This window comes from Devosia sp. P3_B2 (assembly GCF_056402875.1).
In genome coordinates this window covers 65,598-86,261 of record NZ_JBFUGO010000005.1, presented here as the reverse complement: position 1 = coordinate 86,261, position 20,664 = coordinate 65,598, and the positions used below count along the sequence as shown (strand labels likewise).

The 20,664-nt window shown below is 66.4% G+C and carries 24 protein-coding genes; 8 read left to right on the top strand and 16 right to left on the bottom strand.

Annotation, left to right across the window (positions count from 1 at the left end):
- Positions 1-45 precede the first annotated feature (45 nt).
- Positions 46-492, top strand: a complete 447-nt coding sequence (locus AC1DV8_RS09155) for a hypothetical protein (RefSeq protein WP_477157237.1) — start codon at positions 46-48, stop codon at positions 490-492.
- 49 nt (positions 493-541) lie between these two features.
- Here the strand turns inward: AC1DV8_RS09155 and AC1DV8_RS09150 are convergent, their stop codons facing one another.
- Positions 542-997, bottom strand: a complete 456-nt coding sequence (locus AC1DV8_RS09150) for a YcgN family cysteine cluster protein (RefSeq protein ID WP_477150156.1) — start codon at positions 995-997, stop codon at positions 542-544.
- A 132-nt stretch (positions 998-1,129) separates the two neighbouring features.
- On the opposite strand from AC1DV8_RS09150, the gene AC1DV8_RS09145 reads away from it, so the two are divergent.
- The 3 genes from AC1DV8_RS09145 to AC1DV8_RS09135 are packed head-to-tail and all read left to right on the top strand — an operon-like array spanning position 1,130 to position 4,422.
- Positions 1,130-3,295, top strand: coding sequence for a transglycosylase domain-containing protein (locus tag AC1DV8_RS09145; RefSeq protein WP_477150155.1), 2,166 nt, complete (start codon positions 1,130-1,132; stop codon positions 3,293-3,295).
- A gap of 3 nt (positions 3,296-3,298) precedes the next feature.
- On the top strand, positions 3,299-3,877 hold the full coding sequence (locus AC1DV8_RS09140) for a DUF1214 domain-containing protein (RefSeq protein ID WP_477150154.1): 579 nt from the start codon (positions 3,299-3,301) through the stop codon (positions 3,875-3,877).
- Positions 3,874-4,422, top strand: a complete 549-nt coding sequence (locus AC1DV8_RS09135) for a DUF1254 domain-containing protein (protein ID WP_477150153.1) — start codon at positions 3,874-3,876, stop codon at positions 4,420-4,422. Before AC1DV8_RS09140 ends, AC1DV8_RS09135 begins: the two co-directional genes overlap by 4 nt.
- A 1-nt stretch (position 4,423) precedes the next feature.
- On the opposite strand, the gene AC1DV8_RS09130 is transcribed toward AC1DV8_RS09135, so the two are convergent.
- Complete coding sequence (locus AC1DV8_RS09130; protein WP_477157236.1) at positions 4,424-5,215, bottom strand: hypothetical protein; 792 nt, start codon at positions 5,213-5,215, stop codon at positions 4,424-4,426.
- Between the two features lie 365 nt (positions 5,216-5,580).
- Here AC1DV8_RS09130 and AC1DV8_RS09125 point away from each other — a divergent pair, with 365 nt between their 5' ends.
- Positions 5,581-6,723, top strand: a complete 1,143-nt coding sequence (locus AC1DV8_RS09125; protein WP_477157235.1) for a DUF2336 domain-containing protein — start codon at positions 5,581-5,583, stop codon at positions 6,721-6,723.
- Here AC1DV8_RS09125 and AC1DV8_RS09120 read toward each other — a convergent pair.
- From AC1DV8_RS09120 to AC1DV8_RS09105, 4 genes are all read right to left on the bottom strand, one after another.
- A complete protein-coding gene (locus AC1DV8_RS09120) occupies positions 6,720-7,055 on the bottom strand; it encodes a DUF1491 family protein (protein WP_477150150.1) in 336 nt (111 codons plus the stop codon). The genes AC1DV8_RS09125 and AC1DV8_RS09120 overlap by 4 nt on opposite strands.
- Positions 7,056-7,087: 32 nt before the next feature.
- On the bottom strand, positions 7,088-7,618 hold the full coding sequence (locus AC1DV8_RS09115) for a shikimate kinase (protein ID WP_477157234.1): 531 nt from the start codon (positions 7,616-7,618) through the stop codon (positions 7,088-7,090).
- A 97-nt stretch (positions 7,619-7,715) separates the two neighbouring features.
- Entirely contained in the window at positions 7,716-9,050 is a 1,335-nt protein-coding gene (locus AC1DV8_RS09110; protein ID WP_477157233.1) for a peptidoglycan-binding domain-containing protein, read from the bottom strand.
- Complete coding sequence (locus tag AC1DV8_RS09105) at positions 9,047-10,861, bottom strand: PAS domain-containing sensor histidine kinase (protein ID WP_477150147.1); 1,815 nt, start codon at positions 10,859-10,861, stop codon at positions 9,047-9,049. The genes AC1DV8_RS09110 and AC1DV8_RS09105 overlap by 4 nt, the downstream gene beginning before the upstream one ends.
- 383 nt (positions 10,862-11,244) lie before the next feature.
- Here AC1DV8_RS09105 and AC1DV8_RS09100 point away from each other — a divergent pair, with 383 nt between their 5' ends.
- From AC1DV8_RS09100 to AC1DV8_RS09090, 3 genes are all read left to right on the top strand, one after another.
- Positions 11,245-11,502 (top strand): hypothetical protein, encoded by a 258-nt coding sequence (locus AC1DV8_RS09100; protein WP_477157232.1) that lies wholly within the window; start codon positions 11,245-11,247, stop codon positions 11,500-11,502.
- Between the two features lie 270 nt (positions 11,503-11,772).
- On the top strand, positions 11,773-12,192 hold the full coding sequence (locus tag AC1DV8_RS09095; RefSeq protein ID WP_477150145.1) for a SufE family protein: 420 nt from the start codon (positions 11,773-11,775) through the stop codon (positions 12,190-12,192).
- Positions 12,193-12,213: 21 nt separating this feature from the next.
- A complete protein-coding gene (locus AC1DV8_RS09090; protein WP_477157231.1) occupies positions 12,214-12,891 on the top strand; it encodes a class I SAM-dependent methyltransferase in 678 nt (225 codons plus the stop codon).
- Between the two features lie 17 nt (positions 12,892-12,908).
- Here AC1DV8_RS09090 and AC1DV8_RS09085 read toward each other — a convergent pair whose 3' ends face one another.
- The 10 genes from AC1DV8_RS09085 to mbhE all read right to left on the bottom strand — a co-directional run bounded on the left by AC1DV8_RS09085 (position 12,909) and on the right by mbhE (position 20,640).
- Positions 12,909-13,670 (bottom strand): DUF6456 domain-containing protein, encoded by a 762-nt coding sequence (locus AC1DV8_RS09085; protein ID WP_477157230.1) that lies wholly within the window; start codon positions 13,668-13,670, stop codon positions 12,909-12,911.
- A complete protein-coding gene (locus AC1DV8_RS09080; protein WP_477157229.1) occupies positions 13,657-14,070 on the bottom strand; it encodes a helix-turn-helix domain-containing protein in 414 nt (137 codons plus the stop codon). Before AC1DV8_RS09080 ends, AC1DV8_RS09085 begins: the two co-directional genes overlap by 14 nt.
- A gap of 144 nt (positions 14,071-14,214) precedes the next feature.
- A complete protein-coding gene (locus AC1DV8_RS09075) occupies positions 14,215-14,637 on the bottom strand; it encodes a Ros/MucR family transcriptional regulator (RefSeq protein WP_477150141.1) in 423 nt (140 codons plus the stop codon).
- A 153-nt stretch (positions 14,638-14,790) separates the two neighbouring features.
- On the bottom strand, positions 14,791-15,117 hold the full coding sequence (mnhG, locus tag AC1DV8_RS09070; RefSeq protein WP_477157228.1) for a monovalent cation/H(+) antiporter subunit G: 327 nt from the start codon (positions 15,115-15,117) through the stop codon (positions 14,791-14,793).
- Positions 15,114-15,419, bottom strand: coding sequence for an MrpF/PhaF family protein (locus AC1DV8_RS09065; protein WP_477150139.1), 306 nt, complete (start codon positions 15,417-15,419; stop codon positions 15,114-15,116). The genes mnhG and AC1DV8_RS09065 overlap by 4 nt, the downstream gene beginning before the upstream one ends.
- On the bottom strand, positions 15,416-15,895 hold the full coding sequence (locus tag AC1DV8_RS09060; RefSeq protein ID WP_477157227.1) for a Na+/H+ antiporter subunit E: 480 nt from the start codon (positions 15,893-15,895) through the stop codon (positions 15,416-15,418). Before AC1DV8_RS09060 ends, AC1DV8_RS09065 begins: the two co-directional genes overlap by 4 nt.
- Positions 15,892-17,469, bottom strand: a complete 1,578-nt coding sequence (locus AC1DV8_RS09055; RefSeq protein WP_477157226.1) for a proton-conducting transporter transmembrane domain-containing protein — start codon at positions 17,467-17,469, stop codon at positions 15,892-15,894. Before AC1DV8_RS09055 ends, AC1DV8_RS09060 begins: the two co-directional genes overlap by 4 nt.
- Positions 17,469-17,846: a Na+/H+ antiporter subunit C gene (locus tag AC1DV8_RS09050; protein WP_477157225.1), complete on the bottom strand. Its 378-nt coding sequence runs from the start codon at positions 17,844-17,846 to the stop codon at positions 17,469-17,471. Before AC1DV8_RS09050 ends, AC1DV8_RS09055 begins: the two co-directional genes overlap by 1 nt.
- Positions 17,846-18,268, bottom strand: coding sequence for an MnhB domain-containing protein (locus tag AC1DV8_RS09045; RefSeq protein ID WP_477157224.1), 423 nt, complete (start codon positions 18,266-18,268; stop codon positions 17,846-17,848). Before AC1DV8_RS09045 ends, AC1DV8_RS09050 begins: the two co-directional genes overlap by 1 nt.
- A complete protein-coding gene (mbhE, locus tag AC1DV8_RS09040; protein ID WP_477157223.1) occupies positions 18,265-20,640 on the bottom strand; it encodes a hydrogen gas-evolving membrane-bound hydrogenase subunit E in 2,376 nt (791 codons plus the stop codon). The genes AC1DV8_RS09045 and mbhE overlap by 4 nt, the downstream gene beginning before the upstream one ends.
- Between the last annotated feature and the right edge of the window lie 24 nt (positions 20,641-20,664).

Here is a 20,664-nt window from a genome sequence, read left to right as displayed (position 1 = left end):
CTACTTCTGCCACTCACCTAGCCCGAGAACGCGCAGGGGGCTGGATTGAAACACTTGGCGTCGTCATGCCTTGCCGCCCTCGTCGTCATCGTGGTGACCGCCTCCGCTCAATCCTGCCCGCTGGTGCGGAACGGTGAATTGGCGCAACGCCTTGAGGATGGCGGCTTTCCCTTGGCCTTACTCAGCAAAGCGCACGTTGCGGAGCTCAATCACTACGGCGACTTCCTCCAGTGCGAATGGGGTTTTGGTCCGTATGAGGTTTGGTCCCTGTCTGCCTCCCGCCGATTGGACGACATCTATTGGGAGACAGTCGTTTTCAGCGCCTTTGGCTTTCCTACTCACGCGGTCGCAGTTGCAGAGATCGGCGGTCGCACGTCTTGGGAGGCCCACGCCAAGAACAACCCGGACACGGACATCTACTACTACCTCGCGCCTGGAAGTAGCACGGCATTCAGGGTGAGCCGGGCACGCCACACTCTGGGAGAGGAGTGAGCCGACGTTCGGTCGGCCACCTGGATTTAGGAGCGCGTTGCCCCTGCCCCTAGATCTCCTCCGGCGGTTCCCAGTTGGGCCAATCCGCCACGTGGTCTTCCCACTCGCCCGGCTTCACCGATTGCTCCGGCACGGTGCGGCCGCGCACCGAGACGCCGACGGCCATCACTGTCTCCGGGTCGCCCGATACCAGCGGGTGCCACCAGGCGAGGCCCTTGCCTTCGGCGATGCGGCGATAGGCGCAGGTCTTGGGGATCCACTCGATGGTGCGGACATTCTCGGGCGTCAGCTTGATGCAGTCGGGCACCACCTTCAGCCGGTTGGGATAGTCCGAGCACTTGCAGCTGTCGCCGTCGAGCAGCTTGCAGCGCACGTCCGACACGTAGATGTCGCCGGTGTCCTCATCCTCGAGCTTCATCAGGCAGCAGCGCCCGCAGCCGTCGCAGAGCGCTTCCCACTCCACGTCAGTCATTTCCTCGAGCGTCTTTTCTTCCCAGAAGGCCATTCAGAATTCCCGTGTGGCGCCAACACGCTTGCGCAAACTATCCGCTGATCATATTCGAGCGACTGCCTTGCCAATGCGCCCCAAATTGGGGAGATTCAAGACCAGCGTCGGGGCACGTCGCGGAGTTTTCGGTTGCAGGACCCGTTCTACCACAAAGAGAAGCGGCGCAAGAAAACCCGCATGCTGGCAGCCGATGCCTGGCTCGACTCGGCGCTTTACGAGTTCGGCCAGTCGCTTGGCCGCGGCTTCACGCAGGTCGAAGACTTCTTCTCGCGCTTCCGCGTTTCGGGCATCAAGCGCTTCTTCGTCGAGATTCTGTCGGACGGTTTCAGCTTCCTCGCCATCGGCATGGTGCTGGTCACCGCGCTGGCGCTGCCGGCATTTGATGCCACGGTCAGCGGCCGCTTCAACAAGGCCGAGGATTTCGCGGTCACCTTCCTCGATCGCTACGGCAACGAGATCGGCCGCCGCGGCATCCGGTCGGACGATTCCTATCCGCTCGACAAGCTGCCGGACTATTTCGTCAAGGCGGCCCTCGCCACCGAAGACCGGCGTTTTTACGACCACTGGGGCATCGACGTCGTCGGCACGATGCGCGCGCTGGTCTCGAACGCCCAGGGCGAGAACTCCACCCAGGGCGGCTCCTCGATCACCCAGCAGTTGGCGAAGAACCTGTTCCTCAGCTCCGAGCGCACGCTCGAGCGTAAGATCAAGGAAGCGTTCCTGTCGGTCTGGCTCGAGTGGCACTACACCAAGGACGAGATCCTCAAGCTCTATTTCGACCGCGCCTATATGGGCGGCGGCAATTTCGGCGCTGCTGCCGCAGCGGAGTTCTATTTCGGCAAGAAGATCACCGAGGTGAACCTCGCCGAAGCGGCCATGCTGGCCGGCCTGTTCAAGGCGCCGACCAAGTACGCCCCGCATGTCGACCTCGCCGCAGCCCGCGGTCGCGCCAACCTGGTGCTCTCGAACCTCGTCGACGCGGGCTTTCTCACCGAGGGGCAGGTCACGGCGGCGCGGCGCAACCCTGCCGTGCCGATCGATCGCTCGGCCGAGGCCAACTCGCCGAACTACTTCCTCGACTATGCCTTCGAGGAGGCCAAGAAGGTCATCGAGACCTCAAGCAGCAACTCCAACACCTTCGTCGTGCGCACCACCATCGATCCGGTGCTGCAGTCCTATGCCGAGGACGCCGTCACCTCCGTCGTCCGCGAGCAGGGCGAGGCCTACAATGTCAGCCAGGCGGCGATGGTGGTGCTAGAGCCCAACGGGCAGATCCGCGCCATGGTCGGCGGCATGGACTACGGCAAGAGCCAGTTCAACCGCTCGATCGTCCCCAACCGCCAGCCGGGCTCGGCCTTCAAGCTGTTCGACTACGGCGCTGCGTTCGAGAACATCCCCGAGTACGACCCCGACACCGTCGTTAGCGGCGCGACGCAATGCATCGGCAACTGGTGCCCGCGCAACTATTCGGGCAACGCCGTCGGCCGCATCAGCCTGATCTCGGCCTTCCAGCAGTCGATCAACACCGTGCCGGTCAACCTCTCGATCAAGATGGGCCGCCAGCCGATCGCCGATTTCGCCCACAAGATCGGCCTCACCAACGATTTCCCGGTCACCCGCTCGCTGGCGCTCGGCGCCGCCTCAGTCAGCGTCATCGACATGGCGTCGTCCTACGCCGTGTTTGCGAACCACGGCTACAAGACGCCGGCCTACGGCATCACGCGCATCACAACGCTGGCCGGCGATCCGATCTTCGACGCCGAAGCCAACCCGCCGCAGGTGCGCGTGGTCAGCGAGCAGACCGTGCAGTATATGAACCGCATGATGCGCGCCGTGGTCGAAAGCGGCACCGGCCGGCGTGCGCAGATCGAGGGCGTGCCCTCCGTCGGCAAGACCGGCACCACCTCTTCCTATCGCGATGCGTGGTTCTGCGGCTTCACCGGCAACTACGTGGCGGCCGTCTGGTTCGGCAATGACGACTACCGGCCAACCAAGAAGCTGACCGGCGGTATCCTGCCGACCATCGCGTGGCAGAAGTTCATGGCCTACGCCCATACCAATATCGAGATCAAACCGGTCGAAGGCGTCGACTTCCAGCCCGCTCCGTTCGTCATCGCCAACGCCGAGGAAGGCCAGCCGCTGGCCCCGGTCGCCGAGCGCCCGCCGGGGCTGAAGCCCCGCGCCGCCGACAAGCTGCTGGAGGTTGCCGATCGGTTGCGCAGTGCCTTGGGCGGCGCCGGCAACCAGGCCGCACTCACCGTTGCCGCTCCCCCTACTCCAGCCAAGGCGCTGTAACCCTTGCGCTTTCTCGTTCATCTCGGGGCCATGCTGATGGTCGCACTGGTCGTGGGCTTCGGGCTCAGCTGGTACGCGCTCAGCGACGGCCGGCTGTTCGGCGCCATCGAGATCGGCCCCTGGTCCGCCTGGCGCGATGTCGGCATCCCCACGCCCGATCCCTACACCCGCGCCTTCATCGCCCGCTCCGGCGCACTCGAGCTCGGCGCCAGCGAGGGCATCCAGTTCGTCGCCACCACTGACAGCGACAACCGCCGGCTCGATCGAGCCTGCCGCTACCGCATCGATGGCACGACGCCAGCCGCGCGCTTCTGGACCCTGGTCCCCGTGGCGCCCGACAATGGCGCGCCGATCAGCCGCGAAGATGGCCCCATGGACTTCCACAGCGCCAGGCTCAGCCGGGCCGGTGACGGCTCGGTCGAGCTCTATGTCTCCAAGACCCTTGCCCCGCAGAACTGGCTGGAAATCACCGGCAATGGCGCCTTCGACCTGATCTTGACGCTCTACGACACATCCAGCCTCTCCGGCGTCGGCGCTGATGTCGCGGCCCTGCCCTCGATCATCCGCGAGGCCTGCGCATGATCCGCACCCTGCTCTGGCTGTTCGGCGGCGTCGTGCTCGGCGGCATCATCCACATCGCGGTGATCCTCAGCCTGCCGTCGCTGTCGGCCACCGCCGCCTGGGATCGTGTCGCCGCAGTCGGCGCCGGCCCCGGCCCCACCGTGCTGCCTGCGGCCAAGGCCGGCGAGGCCAACCCGCTGCGGCTCGACCCCGAACTCGCCTACGCCGTCTGCAAGATCGACCTCAGGAACGGGCCCGCTTCGGTCAGCGGCACCCTGCCCCAGGCCTATTGGTCGGTCGCGGTCTATAGCCGCGCCGGCACGGTGGTCTATTCCACCACCAACCGCGACGGTATCGGCACGGCGCTCGACCTGGGGATCTTCAACCCGGGCCAGACGCGCCTCCTCGCCGAGCAGAAGCTGGATGTCGCCGAAGGCCTGCTGATCGTCGAAGCCAAGGAAGACGACCTGTTCGTCGTCGTCCGCCTGGCCCCGTCTCATCCGGAAATGCGCGCCCGCTACGAGAAGGCGCTGACCGGCCTCAAGTGCGGCACCATCGCCACCTGAGCTACTTCCGATACTCGCCCTCGCTGGGCGCATCGAGCAGCACGCGGCCGGGGATGGCCGCTTCGTCGTCATCCCAGCCGTTCGGACCACCGCCGCAGAAGTCCCAGGCTTCGGCCCGATCGACCCACGGGGCCATGCGGCTCAGCCGTTCATCCACCTCGATGGCCTCGCCGTGCGGCGTCTCCACCAGGAAATGGTCGAGTGCGTAGCTGTAGGAGCCATAGCGGTAGCCGAGCGCGGCGATGAAGCGACCGACATAGAGGTCGTTCTCGGCCTTGCGCAGGTGCATCTGCTCGATCATGCCCGCCTCGATATCGCCGATCTCGGCGGCGGCCACTGCGCGCTGCCGGTCGATCTCGATCACCGCGCAGATCGCCGCGAAAGTGGTCGGCAAAGTCAGCAGGTCCGCCCCGATGTCATCGGCGATGGTGTTGTAGCGCACCCGCGACGAGGCGTAGCGCTCGTTGGTCAGCCAGCGGTAATAGAGATCAACCCTGTCCGGGCGAGAGCTGAACACGCCGGCCACGAAAACGATCTGCTCGTAGTCGAAGGCCCAGTCCCTGGCGTGGCGCGCGATGAGGAACCGGTACACCCGGTCGTGCATCTCGCGTTCCTGATCGGTGATATTGAAGTTCGAGACAGGCTGGTTGCCCAGCCGCCGCATCAGCCGGTCGGTCTCGGGAATGATCTCGTCATTGAGTACGCCCGGCTTCACCCGACCGAAGTCGCCAAGCTCGTGCCCGGCCACCGGCGCAGCACAAAGCAGCAGCGCCAGCCCCAGCGCGCGAAGCATCGTCCGGTCAGCCACGGCGGCGCTTGCCGCCCGATGCCGTTCCGACCGGCTTGTCCGGCAGCGGCGAGTTGCCTCCCCGCTCGTAGCGTATCCCGGTGAACAACAGGACCTCGCCCGTGCCCGCCGATTGGGAGCGCGTTTTCGTGCGTCCACGCTTTGGTAGTTGAACCAGCTTTCCCAACCTTGCCTCCGGGCGGGCGGGCGATATCTGCCGGGGACCCATTTCCATCGGCAGATCGGGAGCGACGCAGGGACCCGATGAAAGCCATTAAGAGTTCGTCAAGGTTAACAGTTCGCTAACGATTTCCCTGAAATAGTCAGCCTTGTGGTTGAGGCCCGAATCCTGGGGCCTTTCAGGGCAAAATATGATCGGTTTCCAGCCTTACGAGACGTTTCAGCTCCTCATCGAGACGGGCGGCGTCGATCGAACGAACACGCTGCTCTGCGCAGCATGCGATGCGTTTGCGCGTCGCGGACGGCCGACCAGTGCCGAAATGGAACAGTTTGCGGCGCTCGCCCAGCGCCTGTTCCCGGCTGCGGCGCCCGCTGCCCGCGCCAAGGCTGCGGCAACGCTCGGCCGGTCCGAGGACCTGTCCCCCGAGCTCGAGCAACTCGTCGTGCGCCACCTCGGCGACGACCTGCCGGATTTCCTCGTTTCGGCGCCAAAGCTCTCCGAAGGCACCATGCTGAAGGTGATCTCGTCGAACGACGTGACGCTTGGTGCCGCCCTCGCTCGCCGGGCCGATCTCTCCAACAACGTGCTCGGCCGCCTGTTTCAGATGAACAGCCGCAAGGTCTATCGCGCGCTCGCCACCAACACTGCGATCTCGCCGCGTGGCCCCTATCTCAGCGCCCTCGCCCGCTCGGCGCAGATGGATCACCAGGTCGCCTGGTCGCTCGCCGCCCGCGAGGATTTCGATGCCGCCCTCCTCGCCCCCGCCTTCTTCGATCTGGGCGAGAACGACCGGGTCAAGGTGATCAACGCCTTCGCCAAGCGCGAGACACCGGACGCCCCGATCAAGCGCACGCTCGAGCAGCTATCGGTCGCCACCGGCGAGCTTACCCGCGCGCTGATGAAGCTGTTCTCCGAGAACCGCCGCCCGGAAGTCACCAAGCTGCTGCATCAGATCACCGGGCTCGACGAAGTCCGCTGCGGCCAGATCGCCCACGATACCTCCGGCGCCGCCCTGTTCGTGGTGCTGCGGGCCTTCGGCTGCAACGCCCAGGACGGCCTCAAGGTGCTGATCCACGCCACGTCGCACGACGAGGATCGCTCCAAGGCGCTCGCCGAGTTCTCCAAGCTGTTCGACAGCGTAAGCGTCGACGCCACGGCCTTCCTGATGAGCGCCTGGCGCGGCGAGGTGAACCTCCTCGACATGACCAAACCGGAATACCGGCCGTTCGAAATCGAACGCCGCCGCATCCCGCCCCCACAAACCCGCGAGCGCAACCCGGTGGTGGATCAGGCGATCGAGGCACTGGCGCGGATCGGGGCCAGGGCGAGCTAGCCCTTCGCCAACTCCAGCCCTAAATCCCCGCTCCGCATCTCCAGCGACACCACCCACAAATCCGGGTCGAAATCGTGCTCGCGCGCAATCCGCTCGCGCACCTTCTCGGGCTCCACATGGTCGAAGCGTAGCTGGAACACCCGGGCCTCGGAATTGTCGCCGAGGCTCGTCGCCGGCGCCGGTGTGTAGAGCGAAACTTCGCCGTTGAGGTGATCCACCTCGACGAAGATCTGCCCGGCGATCGGATCGCCGCGGCGGGACACCACGCACATGTGGCCGATATCGTTATGTCGGCGAACGAACGCCGAAACCCAGAGGTCGGTGCGAAACATCGTTCACGTGTGCCGGAAAACCCGGCGCCTGGCTAGGCTGGCGCCGTCAGGCCAAGGCTGGCGAGCACGGCTACCGCGATCTGGTCAGGTGCACCCACCGAGCAGACAAGCATATCCCCCGTCTCCCGGTAGGTCTCGTACCGCACGCGAAACTTCTGATCCTCCGACTCGCGCTGAAACCCAAAGCCGCGCGTCAGCTGCCGCTCCACCACGATGGAGGTGGCAATGTCGATGTCGAGCGAAGGCAGCAGGGTCACGCCATAGCCGGAGGCAACCAACCGGTCAGCACGGCGGCGATCGTCGGTGGCCGGCGTTGCCGCAAGGAAACCGGAGGACGTAACGAAGATGCTCGACGGAGCCGCCTCGCCAACCAGCCGCTCGGCCAAGGCAAGATTCTCGGCCCGATACAGCTCGTAGCCATGCTTGCCGATGAAGCTGCCGATCACCTCGATCCGCTCGCAGAACTCGAGATCGAGATCGATCAACGACCAACCGAGCGTTCCGGCCAGCGAGCGACCAAGCGTCGACTTGCCGACGCCTCCCGGCCCCAGCAGGACGAGCATCTCACCCTGCCGCCAGGGTCGCCGTCTTTCGATATGAACCGCCGAATCCATGCCCCATCGGACCGCGACGGGACGATGGGTGCAACCTCATACGGCGCTAGATCGAAGCGCCGTTGTCAACCAGGAGGTCAAGCAGCTCGGGCGAGATCCGGCCGGTCACCTTGTAGTTGAAGTAGACCTCGAAGTTGCGGATCGCCTTGGCGGTCGCTTCGCCGGCCACGCCGTCGGCCGGGCCATGCAGGAAGCCGAGGCTCCCCAGTCCGCGCTGCACCTTGGCAACGATCACCGGATCGGTCACCGAGAACGGCGCCATGATCTGGTCGGGGGTCGCTTCGGTGTCGAGCACGGCAATATCCTCGCCCGGCTTGGGCGGCGCTTCCTCGATCTGCAGGGGCACGCCGACCTGCGGGTTGTCGGGTAGAGCCGCGACCTCGGTTCGCTGCTGCGACTTCGGCACCAGCGGGATCGGCGCGACGGCTTCCGCCGTCGTCAGCGCGTTCGTCTCCGCGGCGAACTGCTGCTTCACCGGCTTCTTCTCGGGCGCCGTCGTCATCGCCATCGACTGCACACCGTCGATGATGGTGTTGATGGCGTCGCCTGCGGTATCGGCCGCCATCTCCAGCGCCGCTTCCGGCGTCTCGGGTACGGCGCGGCCGAGCACGGTGTTGGATTTGGCGCGCTTCACCGGTTCGATCGAGCCGGTCGTCTCTACGTCGGCGGTCAGCGGCTTCGGCTTTTCCAGCGCCGCCAGCGACTGCGGCTTCACCTTGGTGGCCGCCGGCAGGTCCGCCTCGACAGGCGGCGCCTGCAGCTTGGGCAGCGTCACCGCGGCCGGCTGTTCCGCCGCGACAGGCGCGGCAACTGGTGCCGCCGGCTTCGCCTCGGGCGTCGACAGCGGCGCTGCCAGCACCATCTCGATAATGTCGCGCGTCAGCTCGCCGGTCGGCTTCAGCCCGCGCAGCTCTTCGAACTTCTTCAGCGCCCGCGCCGTCTGCGGGCCGTAATAACCATCGACGGTGCCGGTAAACAGCTGCAGCCGCTCGAGCTTGCGCTGCACCTCGAACACGTCCTTGTTGCCGATCGGCCCGCCCTGGGTGTCGACCGGCGCCGCCACCGCGAGCTGGCGCTGCACCTTGGCCGGCGACGCCACGACGAAGCTCTTCGGCCGCGTCTTCGGAATCACCGGCTCGATATCGGCGGTGATCTGCGAATCGATCCCGGCCGAGAACAGCGGCGCAGGATGCTGATGGCGCTGGCCATACAGTGCGTTCGAGCCGGCCATGGCGGTGGTTACCACCAGCGCGGCGATCGCGGAATTGGTGAGGGGCGAGCGCATGTAGCGCGCAATGACCCAGAGCGCCGCCCGGCCCGCCTGGGCCAATGCGACGCCGCCGACCTGCAAGGGCAGGTGCGCAAGAGTTGCTGCCGTCATAGGGCTCTTTTTCTTTCGTCGTGCCATGTGGTGGGCATTTGCTGCTGAACCGGGTCCCGATGAAGGGGCGTAACGGCAGCAGTTTCCTCCACCTTGGTTTCCGGACCGTTTATCGGCAGCAAAACCGTCATCACGGTGCCCTCGCCCGGCGACGAGCTGGTGTGCAGCACACCATCATGCAATTCGACCAGTCCCTTGACGATCGAAAGCCCCAGTCCGGTGCCTTCGTAGCGGCGCGCCAGGCCGTCCTGGGCCTGGAAGAACGGCTCGCCGATTCGGCGCACCGATTCCTCGCCCATGCCGATGCCGTGGTCGGCCACCGAAATGGCAAGATGCCGGCCCTGCCGCTTCATCGCGAGGGTCACCACCGAGTGCTCGTTGGAGAACTTCACGGCATTCGACAGCAGGTTGATCAGGATCTGCCGGCAGGCGCGCTCGTCGGCCACCAGCATCGGCAGGCTGCGCGGAATATCGGTCATCAGCCGCACCGATTTGGCACGCGCCATGGCGTCGACCATCTTCAGGCACGGCTCGACCAGCGATTCGGGCGCGATCGGCTCGGTGGTCAGTTCGAACTTGCCCGCTTCCAGCCGGCTCATGTCGAGCAGCATCTTCACCACCTCGATCAGATGGTGGCCGCTCTGCTGGATCAGCGTGGCGTATTCCTTGTGCTGCGGCGAAAGCTCGCCGACGACGCCCGAGGTCATCATCTCGGAGAAGCCGACAATGGCGTTCAGCGGTGTGCGCAGCTCGTGCCCAATGGTGGCGAGGAAGCGCGACTTGGCGTTCGACGCCTCTTCGGCGATCTTCCGGGCCCGCTGCAGCTCGTTCATGTAGTCGTGCCGCTCAGTCACGTCGCGCAACAGCACCACGACCTCGTTGCGCGCTCCGGGCGCATCGGCGTCGATAACCGGCGAAAGCGAGGCTTCCACCCACACGTAGCGCGGCGCGGCGGCGGAAGGGCCGGGCTCGTCGCGGCGCATGCGGATCTCGACGCGGCGGGTCTGGCCGTCCTGGTTGGCTTCGGCGAAGGCGGTGAGATAGGTGGGGCGATCCATCACGTGGATGCGCTCGACGAGGCCGTTGCCGCTCAGTTCGAACCGCCGGCAGCCGAACAGCTTTTCAGCCGAGCGCGAGGTGAACAGCACCGTGCCGTCGCTGGCAAAGCGCATCACCGCGTCCTGCACATGCTCGATCAGGTGCCGATAGGCGTTGATCTGCGCCTTCTCGTAAACCTCGAATACCGAGTTCAGCCGGTTGGCCGAGTGCGCAACGATCGCCGCCGAGGCGAGGAACACGAAGCCGCCGAGCAGCGTATTGCCGAAGTGGAACGGCTGCGGCCAGGCGAGAATGCCCAGGCTCGCCAAGACTCCGAGCGCCACCACGACGACGAGCATCGCCCACGCGCGCTTCTTCACCGGGGTGCGGGTCAGGAGCGACGCGTGCACCGGCCCGAGCACCGCCACGGCGAGGCCGAAATCGGCGATCGACGGGTCGGCGACGGTCAGAAGCGCCCCGCAGAGCAGCGTGGCATAGACCTGCCCGGCCGCCGCGCGCTCATACTGGCCACGCTGGCACCAGGCCATGGTCAGCACGCCCGCGGCGATACCGGTGGTGGCGAGGACGAAAGGCAGCAGAATGGACTGGGTCAGCGCATAGAGCGCCGCCGGCATGCCGATGAGACTGAGGATCAGGATCAGCCGGGCGTTGGTTGCAATGGCCTGCCGCCGCAGGGCCTCGGGACGGCCGCCGGCGCCTCGCACCGGCTCGGTGCGCCACACATCGCTCAACCATGACCAGAGGCTACGCATAACTCGAACCAAACGCCCCGCCACCCTTTTTCTTGTTGCCCGGAGCTTCCACCCGAACGCCTAATGCGGGTTTAAGGGGAAGCCGTCCCGAGCGGGTTCCGCACCCGTTCCACGGGGTTACGCGGGGGCTTTCTGGGGTTAGCGTAAACAGTTCCTTGCAGCGACGCGTGGTTCCGAGGCGGCGGCCCGTCGACCCAACTCCCGCCACACTCGCAATAGTCGCGATCCGACTCGACGCGACGCATTTGTGTCTAATTTTATCGAATAGTCGAAACCCGACTTAAGCCGCCGCGCCCAATGTCCCTCCAACAAAGGCAGCAGGTCTGCCGGTACGGGAAGAGGCGACGATGTTCTTGTTGAGGTCTGCATTCTGGCTGACGGTGATGTTTCTCATCATCGCGCCGAAGGACTTCGATCTGGGCAAGACCGCTGGCGAGGCATCCGAGCAGGCCTTCAAGGCCGGCCAGCAAGCCATCGTCTCTCAGGTTCTCGCCAGCGAATGCAGCACCCTCGAGTGCGCCGGCGGCAAAGCCGCGCTCACGGTGCTCGCCGGCAGCAAGTTCCCGTCCGTCGACATGCCCATGCAAATGACGTCGAACCCGGTCCCGCTCCCCCGACCGCGACCGGATCGGATGGGTTAAGCCAGGGGTTGCGTCGCTTCCCCGACGCTACTCCAACAGCGATCCCTGGCCGAGCCGCAGTGCGCTGCCCCGCACTGCGGCTCTCTTTCTTCTGCGGCGACGAACCCCGCACGTGCCCCGCGAGTTCAAGGGGGCATGGCCGCGCGATGACAGGCGGGCACTTCTTTCCCGAGGAGCATCCGGCCGAGACCGCCGCCCTCGTCGCGTTCTTTGCGCGCGATTAGTCGGGAAGCGCTTCAATCGCCGCCCTTGATCGCTTATCTATCCCCTATGACTCATCCGCCAGCCTTCGCCGAGATCGCCGAAAACCTGTCCTTCCTTGACGATTGGGAGGACCGCTACCGCTACATCATCGAACTCGGCCAGGCCCTGCCGCCGCTGGCCGAGAGCGAAAAGAACGCCGAGAACAAGGTGCACGGCTGCACCTCGCAGGTCTGGCTGGTCTCCAACCACAACGGCGCGAGCCTCACCTATCGCGGCGAATCCGACGCCATGATCGTCCGCGGCCTCGTTGCCGTGCTGATCGCCCTCTATTCCGGCCGCCCGGCTCGCGAAATCGCCGAAACCGACGCCATCGCCATCTTCGACGAACTGGGCCTGCGCGAACACCTCACGACGCAGCGCTCGAACGGGCTCGTCGCGATGGTCAACCGCATGCGCGGCGAGGCAAAGGCGCTGGCGGCGGCTTAGCCGGTCGCGGCGAAACCTCCGATGACCCAAACTCCCTTCAGCGCCAGCGCCGCTCATACCTATGCCGAAGGCCCGCCGCGGCAGGTGCCGGGGTTTGCGAGCCTCCATCGCATGGTCTCGCTGCTGCTGGCTGAACGCACGCCGCCAGAGGCCAGCGTACTGGTGCTGGGCGCCGGCGGCGGGCTCGAGCTCAAGGCGCTTGCCGACGCGCATCCCGGCTGGTCCTTCGTCGGCGTCGATCCGTCCGCCGACATGCTCCGGCTGGCTGAACACACGGTGGGTGAGCACCTGCCGCGGATGCAGCTGCACGAAGGCTATATTGACGGCGCTCCTTCGGGCCCGTTCGACGCGGCCGTCAGCCTCCTCACCTTCCACTTCATCCCGCGCGACCAGCGTCTCGAAACACTCCGGCAGGTTCGCACCCGCCTGAAGCCGGGTGCCCCCTTCGCCCTGGCGCATATCAGTTTCCCCCAGACCGAGCCCGAGCGTTCGCAATGGGTCGCCCGCCACGTCGCCTACGGCGCCCCGAAGGGCAGCGACCCCAGCAAGATGGCCAGCGCCCGCGAAGCCATCGCAACGAGGTTGACGATCCTCTCGCCCGAGGAAGACGAAGCCATGCTCCGCGAAGCCGGCTTTACTGAGGTCAGCCTGTTCTACGCCGGCCTGAGCTTCAGGGGCTGGGTCGGTTACGCTGGCTAGCGCCACTCGGCAGAGCCTCACCTAAACATCGCAACCCGCACCCCATCCATCCAGGCCCGCCGCCGCCTCGTCTCAACCCCGATCGCCATAGCACCGATCCCCCAGATCTCCGCCAGCCGGTCGAGCCCGATCCGCAGCACCAGCTTGGCGCTGCGGCGGGGCCAGCCGCGCTCGGTCTCGATCTGCTGCAGGCCCTTGCCGAAGCCGCAGACGTCGAGCACCACCTCGGCGCAGTCATGCGGAAGTTGCCGGTGCAGATCGGCCAGGCCGTTCCGCGCATCGGCCGCCATGTCGCCGATTTCGCCGGCATGCGCGGCTCCCTTGCCGGCGGTGTGCGCTGCCGAATAGCTCATCGTCAGCCGCGGCTGCAGTTGGGCCCGCTCGACCAGCCGGCGCAGCCGCTCGCCCGCCTCTACCTGGTGCGGCGCAAGAAAGGCTTCGCCCTCACCCGTCGCCACCGCCAGCCGTGCCAGCGGGCTCTCCGCGAGGTTGAGCACTGTGTCGCCCTCACCGCGTGCCTCGACCCGGTGCTGCGCCGCAAACGCGTCTTCCTCGAGCATCTGCCGCTTCAGCCACTGCGCCGTGCCCCGGTTGGCCCGACAGGTCCCGGCATCGGCGTCGAGCACACCGAGCGACGCCAAGCCCTGCACCTCCCCGGCGGCCAGCGACACCTGACGCCCGTCATGTTCAACGGCGAACACCTCATCCCCAACTCGTGCCACCCCATGCGGCAACAGCGCGCGCACGAACCGCAATGCCGCTTTGCTAGGCCGCTGCATCAGCAGCCTCCCGCTCTCGCTTTGCCTCGTCGAGGAGCGCCAGCCGCAGCCGCTCCAGCATCGCGTCGAACTCGCAATCGTCGCGCAGGTCTTCGATCAGCGCACAGGCGTGCGACACCGTCGTGCGGTCGCGATGGAAGAAGCGACCGACATCGGCATACAGCCGGCCAAATTCGACATGCATCAGGTACATCGCCAGCTGCCGCGCCAGCGCGATATCGGCCTGTCCGCGGTCGGGCTGGAACAGCGCCTTGAGGCGCACGCCGCGCTCGGCCGCCACCAGTTCAGCCAGCCGCCAGCCACGCGGGTCGGCGCGGCGCGGGTCGAGCCGCAGCAACCGCCCCCGGGTTCGCAGTCTCGATGCGGGGGCCTCGCCCGCCTGTGCCAATTCGCTCCGCATTGCCACCTCCGACGATATAGGACGATATTCCTATAACGGGCAATGGCTCGAGCGGGGATAAGTCGGCCGAGATAGTCCGGAAATGCAGCGTGGCCGCCCCTTTCGGAGCGGCCACGGACGAAATCGGCTATCAACTGGACGAGATCAGGCAGCCTTGCGGCCGAGACCATTGTCCTTGGCAAGACGCGAGCGGGTCGCCGAGTAGTTCGGCGCGACCATCGGGTAATCAGCCGGCAGGCCCCACTTCTCGCGATATTCTTCGGGCGAGAGATTGTAGTGCGTGCGGAGGTGCCGCTTCAGTGACTTGAACTTCTTGCCGTCCTCGAGGCAGATGATGAAGTCCGGAGCAACGGACTTACGAACCGGGACGGCGGGCTTCAGTTCCTCGGCCGGTTCGGCGGCAACGGGGGACTGCAGGTTACGCAGGGCGGAGTGTACGTCTGCAATCAGCTTGGGCAGGTCGGTAACGCTGAGTGCATTGTGGCTAACATAAGCGGAGACGATGTCGGCGCTCAGATCGATGAGATCGTTGTCAGCCGCGGCATTGCCGCTGATGATGTCGGTCATTTCGGGTCCTTTTCTGCGGTATGTCAGGGCGAAGGGGTGGCAGCCTTGCCCTGGACTGTTCATTAGAACCGCTGCACTGCAAATGCAATAGCAACTGTCGTCGATGTGTATAACCTTTGATTTGCGGCAATAATGTGCAGTTGCATCAGCACATCAACTGAAATCGTCGACAGTCGTCGCAGGCGTCGGGGCCTCACCGCTGCGATATGCCGCACGGGCCAGCAAGTGTGCTGACACCGGCGTCGACAGCAGCAAGAACACAATGCCCAGGATCGCGCGAAGGACCACCGCGCCGTCGAACGAGGTCACCGCCAGGGCGAGAAATATCAGCCCGGCACCTATAGCCCCCGCCTTCGATGCTGCGTGGAGCCGAGTATAGAGGTCCGGCAGTCGCAAAACCCCGATCGCCGCGATCAGGCCGAACAACGCTCCGGCGATGATCAGCAACGCCGCAAGATATTGAGCAAGCTCGACGATCATTGCTCGGTTCCCCGGTTTTCACGCCGCGCGGCACGGCTCATCAGGTAGCGCGCCAGCGCCACGGTGGAGAGAAATCCGACCAGCGCCAAGGCGATGGCGATATCGACATAGAGCGAGAAACCGGTAAGCACCGCCACCCCGACGATGAAGCCGGTGGCGAGCACGGTAATCAGGTCGAGCGCCAGGATGCGGTCGCCCAGATTCGGCCCACGGATCAGCCGAATCACCGCCAGCAGCATCCCGACCAGCAGCAGCCCCAGCGCCGCCTGGCTCGCCCACTGCAGTGCCAGCGCGCCGCTCATCGGAACGCTCCCATCACCTTCGCCTCGAAGCCGTCGGCGAGATCCTTGATGAACGCCGCACGGTCGGTGACGTGAATGACGTGGATGTAGAGAAACCGCCGATCTTCGGAAACATCGACGCTCAGCGTCCCCGGCGTCAGGGTGATCAGGTTGGCCAGCAGCGTGATCTCGGCGTCGCTCGTCACGCTGAGCGGAAACGCGATGATCGCCGGCCGGATATGCGCGTTGAGATCAGGCCGGATCACCAGCCGCGCCACGCGCAGCGCGCTGATCACCAGCTCGCCGATGAACAGCAGCGCCAGCGAGACGATTCGCCAGGCGCGCGGCAGCAGTTGCGGGCGCGACACATACCGGCGCACCACGAACAGTCCGGCACCGCTGACCAGAGCGCCCAGCAGCAGGTTGGGTAGCGTGAAGCTGCCGGTCGCCGCCGCCCAGCCCAACGCGAGGACAATAGTGAGGAGGACAAGGCTCATGGCACGGCTCCCTCCAGCCCGACGGCGGCAATGTACCCCACCGGCCGCAGCAACCCAGCAGCCGCCTGTTTGCCGAAGCCGAGCAGCGGCTCCGGCCACAGCCCGAGCGCCAGCACCACCAGCGCCAGCACCCCGGCCGAGCCGAGCCCAAGCCAGCCAGCCTGTCGCGTCAGCGGCCTCAGATCCGGGTTCGGCGCCTCGGACGCGGCTCCCTCATGCCCAGCGCGCCAGAAGATGTGCGCCCACAGCCGGCTCACGGCGATCAGCGTCAGCAGCGCGTTCACCAGCACGGCGACCCACACCGCCAGCCCCCAGCCATCGCGCCCAAGACCCCAGCCCTCGATACCGCCCTGCACCAACAACAGCTTCGGCCAGAAGCCGAGGAACGGCGGCACCCCCGCCACCGCCAGCATCAAGACGAAGAACAACAGCGATGGCCAGGACGCGGCGGCATAGAGCCCGCCCATCCGTCGCGTATCGGTCTCGCCGGTCATCGCCTCGATCAACCCGGCGACGAGATAGAGTCCGGTAATGCTCAGCATGGCGTGCAGCACGTAGGTCGCCGAGCCCGCCAGCCCCGCCGCGTTCCCCAGCGCCGCACCGGCGATGGTCGCGCCGATCCCGCCAATCACCAGGAAGCCCAGCGCCCGCCGCAGGTTGGTCTCGGCGATCGCTCCCAGCGGCCCCAGGATCAGCGTCGCCACCGCGACAACCGCCAGCACCGGCTCCAGTACCTCGCGGCTCGCCGGCAGCAGCATCACCAGCGCGCGCAACAGCGCATAGACACCCACCTTGGTCAGCAGTCCCGCCAACAGCGCCGAGATCGCCGCAGGCGGCGTGTGGTAGCTCGCCGGCAGCCACGCATTCACCGGGAACGCCGCCGCCTTCATGCCGAACGCCAGCAGCAGCAGCGCCGAGATCGAGGCCATGATGGCCGGGCTCGCCATGCCGGCGCGCGCCACGATATCGGCCATATTGAGCGTCCCGAGCGTGCCGTAGAGCAGCCCGAGTGCGGCGAGGAAGAAGGTCGTCGCGAGGAAGTTGAGGAAGCCGTACTTCACCGTGCCGTCGAGCTGGATGTTGCGCCCGCCCAGCACCATCAGCCCGAAGCTGGCGATCAGCATCACCTCGAACCACACGTAGAGGTTGAACAGGTCGCCGGTGAGGAACGAGCCGCTGACGCCCGCCAGCAACAGCAACATCAGCGGATAGACCCCGTCCCGCCGCGCCCGGTCGGGCATGTCCATCCGCAGATAAACCAGCAACAGCAGCGTCACCCCCGCCGCCGCCATGGCGAACACCGCGCTGGTGATGTCGGCGACAAAGCTGATGCCGAAGGGCGGCAGCCAGCGCCCCATGGTCATCGCCACCGGCCCCAACTCGCTCACTCGCAGCGCCAGCGCGATGTCGGAGAGGAAGATCACCGCCACCACCGCCAGCGCCAGCCAGAACTGCGCTTCCCTCGCCTCGCGCAGCATCAGCAGCACGGCGCCACCGAGCAGCGCCAGCACCACCGGCAGGATCACCAGCCAGTCGGTTGGATGCGTCGCGAAATCCTGGAACGCGCCGGCCATCAGTAGCTCATCGGCGGTTTGGGGCCACCGCGCGGCTCGGCGACGCGCATCCGGTCGGTATCGTCGGCCTCGAGCGACTGGTAGGCCCGATAGGCCAGCACCAAGAGGAACGCGAACATCGCAAAGCCGATGACGATGGCCGTGAGGATCAGCGCCTGCGGCAGCGGGTTGGCCGCGCCCTCCAGCGGCGCCTTCGCATCACCCAGCGCAATCGGTGGCACGATCCGCCCCAGCCGTCCGGCGACGAGGATCAGCAGGTTCACCGCGTTCCCCAGCAGCACCAGCCCGAGCAGCATGCGGATCAGCGAGCGCGAGAGCAGCAGGTAGATCGCGGCGGTGAGGAACACGCCCGAGAGCGCGGCGATGACGTGATCCATCAGCCCTCGCCCCCCTCGTCTTCGAGGCCCAGCGCCACCGCCGAGATGGTGCCGAAGACGACGAAATAGACCCCGATGTCGAACACCATCGGCGTCGACACCGCGACCTCCACCTCGTCGAACTCGAAGATAGTCCACAGCCCGGTAAGGAACGGCACGTCGAACAGGATCGACAGCACCCCGGCCAGCGCCGCCAGCGCCACGCCGAAGCCGGCATAGGCTAGCGGATGCGCCTTCAGCGCGGCGCGCGCCGCGTCAGGGCCCGTGGCCATGCCGTAGATCGCCAGCGCCGACGCCCCGATCAGCCCGCCGATAAAGCCGCCGCCCGGCTCGTTGTGCCCGCGCAGCAGCACGAACACCGAGAACACCAGCATCACGGCAGTGAGCAGCGGCGCGATGGTGCGGAAAATCAGCGAGTTCATGCCGCCGCCTTTCGCGTCCGCCGAGGCTTCGACGCAGGCGTCGGCTCCGTCTCAGGCACTACCGGCTTCCGCCGCTTCGCCCCGCGGATCAGCGCCAGGATGGCGATGCCCGCCGTCATCACTACCGAAATCTCGCCCAGCGTATCCAGCCCGCGAAAGTCGACGAGAATGACGTTGACGACGTTGTGGCCATGCGCCAGCGGCACGCTGTGCGCGTTGAAGAACGTCGAGAGCCGCGCATAGAACGGCCCCTCGATCACCGCCCAGAGCAGCATCGTCACCGCCACGCCCCCGAGCAGCGCCACGGCGCCGTCGCGGGCCCAGTCCTCGAGCGGGCGCGGGTCGGCGGTGTCGAGATCGAGCCGGGTCATCACCAGCGCCAGGATCACCACACTGAGGATCTCGACCATGAACTGGGTGAAGCTCAAATCCGGTGCGCCGACCAGCAAATAGAGCAGCGCCACCGCCAGCCCCTGCACCCCGAGCGCCAGGATCGCGAACAGGCGGCTCCGCGCATAGACCACCGTCACGACGCCGAGCACCGCCAGCCCGACCAGCCCCCACTCGTAGAATGTGAGGTCGATCGCCCGCGGCCCCCGCGGCAGCCCGTCCATCAGCCAGAGCGGCCCGACCGCCGCTGCCGCCAGCAGCACGAACACCACGAACAAATACAGCTCCAGCCGCCCGTGATGCAGCAGCCGCGTCACCCCGCCGGCAATCCGCACGATGCCGAAATACACCCAGTCGAAGCCGATATCGAAGCTCCAGCCGATCACCGTCGCCGCCCGCCGCAACAGCGTCCGGGCAAAGTCGAGCCGTATGAACAGCCCGATCGCCAGCAGCCACGTCACCACCGACAGCCAGAACGCCGGCCCGAGCAGGTCCAGGCCGAACGCCAGGTGCGTCACCACCTCGACCCCGAGGATCGCCGATGTCGCCGGAGCCACCGCCAGTTGTCCCGCCAGCGCCGGCACGAAGCCGAAAAAGATGCCGAGCACCCCGAGCACGATAGGCCCCGCCAGCATCGCCACCGGCGCCTCGTGCGCCTCGATTGGCGTCGGCAGCAGCTGCCCCATGAACGGCTTGATCAGCAGCGCCAGCCCGATCGCCCCGAGCAGTGCGTTGCCCACCACCAGCGCCACCAACGCCACCAGCGACTCGACCTGCCCGAGCGCCAGCGCCGCATACATCTCTTCCTTGGCGAAGAACCCGATCAGCGGCGGCAGCCCGAACATCGCCGCGCTTGCCATGATGGTGCCGATGAAGCTCACCGTCATCGGATCGCGCAAGCCCCCGAGCATGGTGATATCGCGTGTCCCGGTGCCATGGTCGATCGCCCCGGCGACGAGGAACAGCCCCGCCTTGTAGAGCGCGTGGGCGATGAAATAGAGCACCGCCGCCGTCACCGCGAGTTCTGTCCCCGCCCCAAGCAGCAGCATCAGCAGCCCAAGCGACGCCAGCGTCGTCTGCGCCAGCATCTGCTTCAAGTCAGTCTGCCGCAGCGCCGCAATCGCCCCCCACAGCAGCGTCGCGCCGCCGAAGACCATCAGCGTGGTGTTCCAGATCGGCTCGCCGCCGAGATGCGGTGTCATCCGCGCTACGAGGTACACGCCGCCCTGCACCATGGTCGCCGAATGCAGGTACGCCGAAACCGGCGTCGGCGCCTCCATGGCGTTGGGCAGCCAGAAATGGAACGGCAGCTGCGCCGATTTGGTGAAGGCAGCGAGCAACACCAGGCCGACCAGCAGCGGATAGGCGACGTTGCCCTTGAGATCGCCTGCCGCACTCAGCTCCCAGCCACCCGAAATGCCGTAGATCACCACCCCCGCCGCCAGCAGCGCCAGCCCGCCGAAGCCGGTCACCACCAGCGCCTGTATCGCCGCCCGCCGCGCCGCTTGCCGCGTGTGGTCGAAGCCGATCAGCAGGAATGAGGCGACCGAGGTCAGCTCCCAGAACAGGTAGAGCGCGACGAGGTTGTCAGCCAGCACCAGCCCCTGCATCGCCCCCATGAAGGCCAGCAAGAACCCGAGGAACCGCCCCTGCTTGTGCCCCTTTAGGTAGGCGCCGGAATACAGCAGGATCAACGCCCCGATCCCGCCAATGGTCAGCGCGAAAACCAGGCTCAGCCCATCGATAAGGAAGCTCAGCTCGAGCCCCCAGGACGGCGCCCACGGCCAGGCGACAGTGATCACCTCACCATCGGCGATCCGCCCAAGCAGCCCCCACAGCGCGATGAATCCGGCCACCGGCACCAGCGCCACCACCCAGCCGGCGAAGTCGCCGACCAGCCGATGCACAAGCGGCGCCAAAGCCGCCGCCACGAAGGGCAGCAGCACGACGAGTGCAATCGCTATTGCCGGTGTGGCCTCCACCCGGGTCCGCCCCCTGTGGGATTC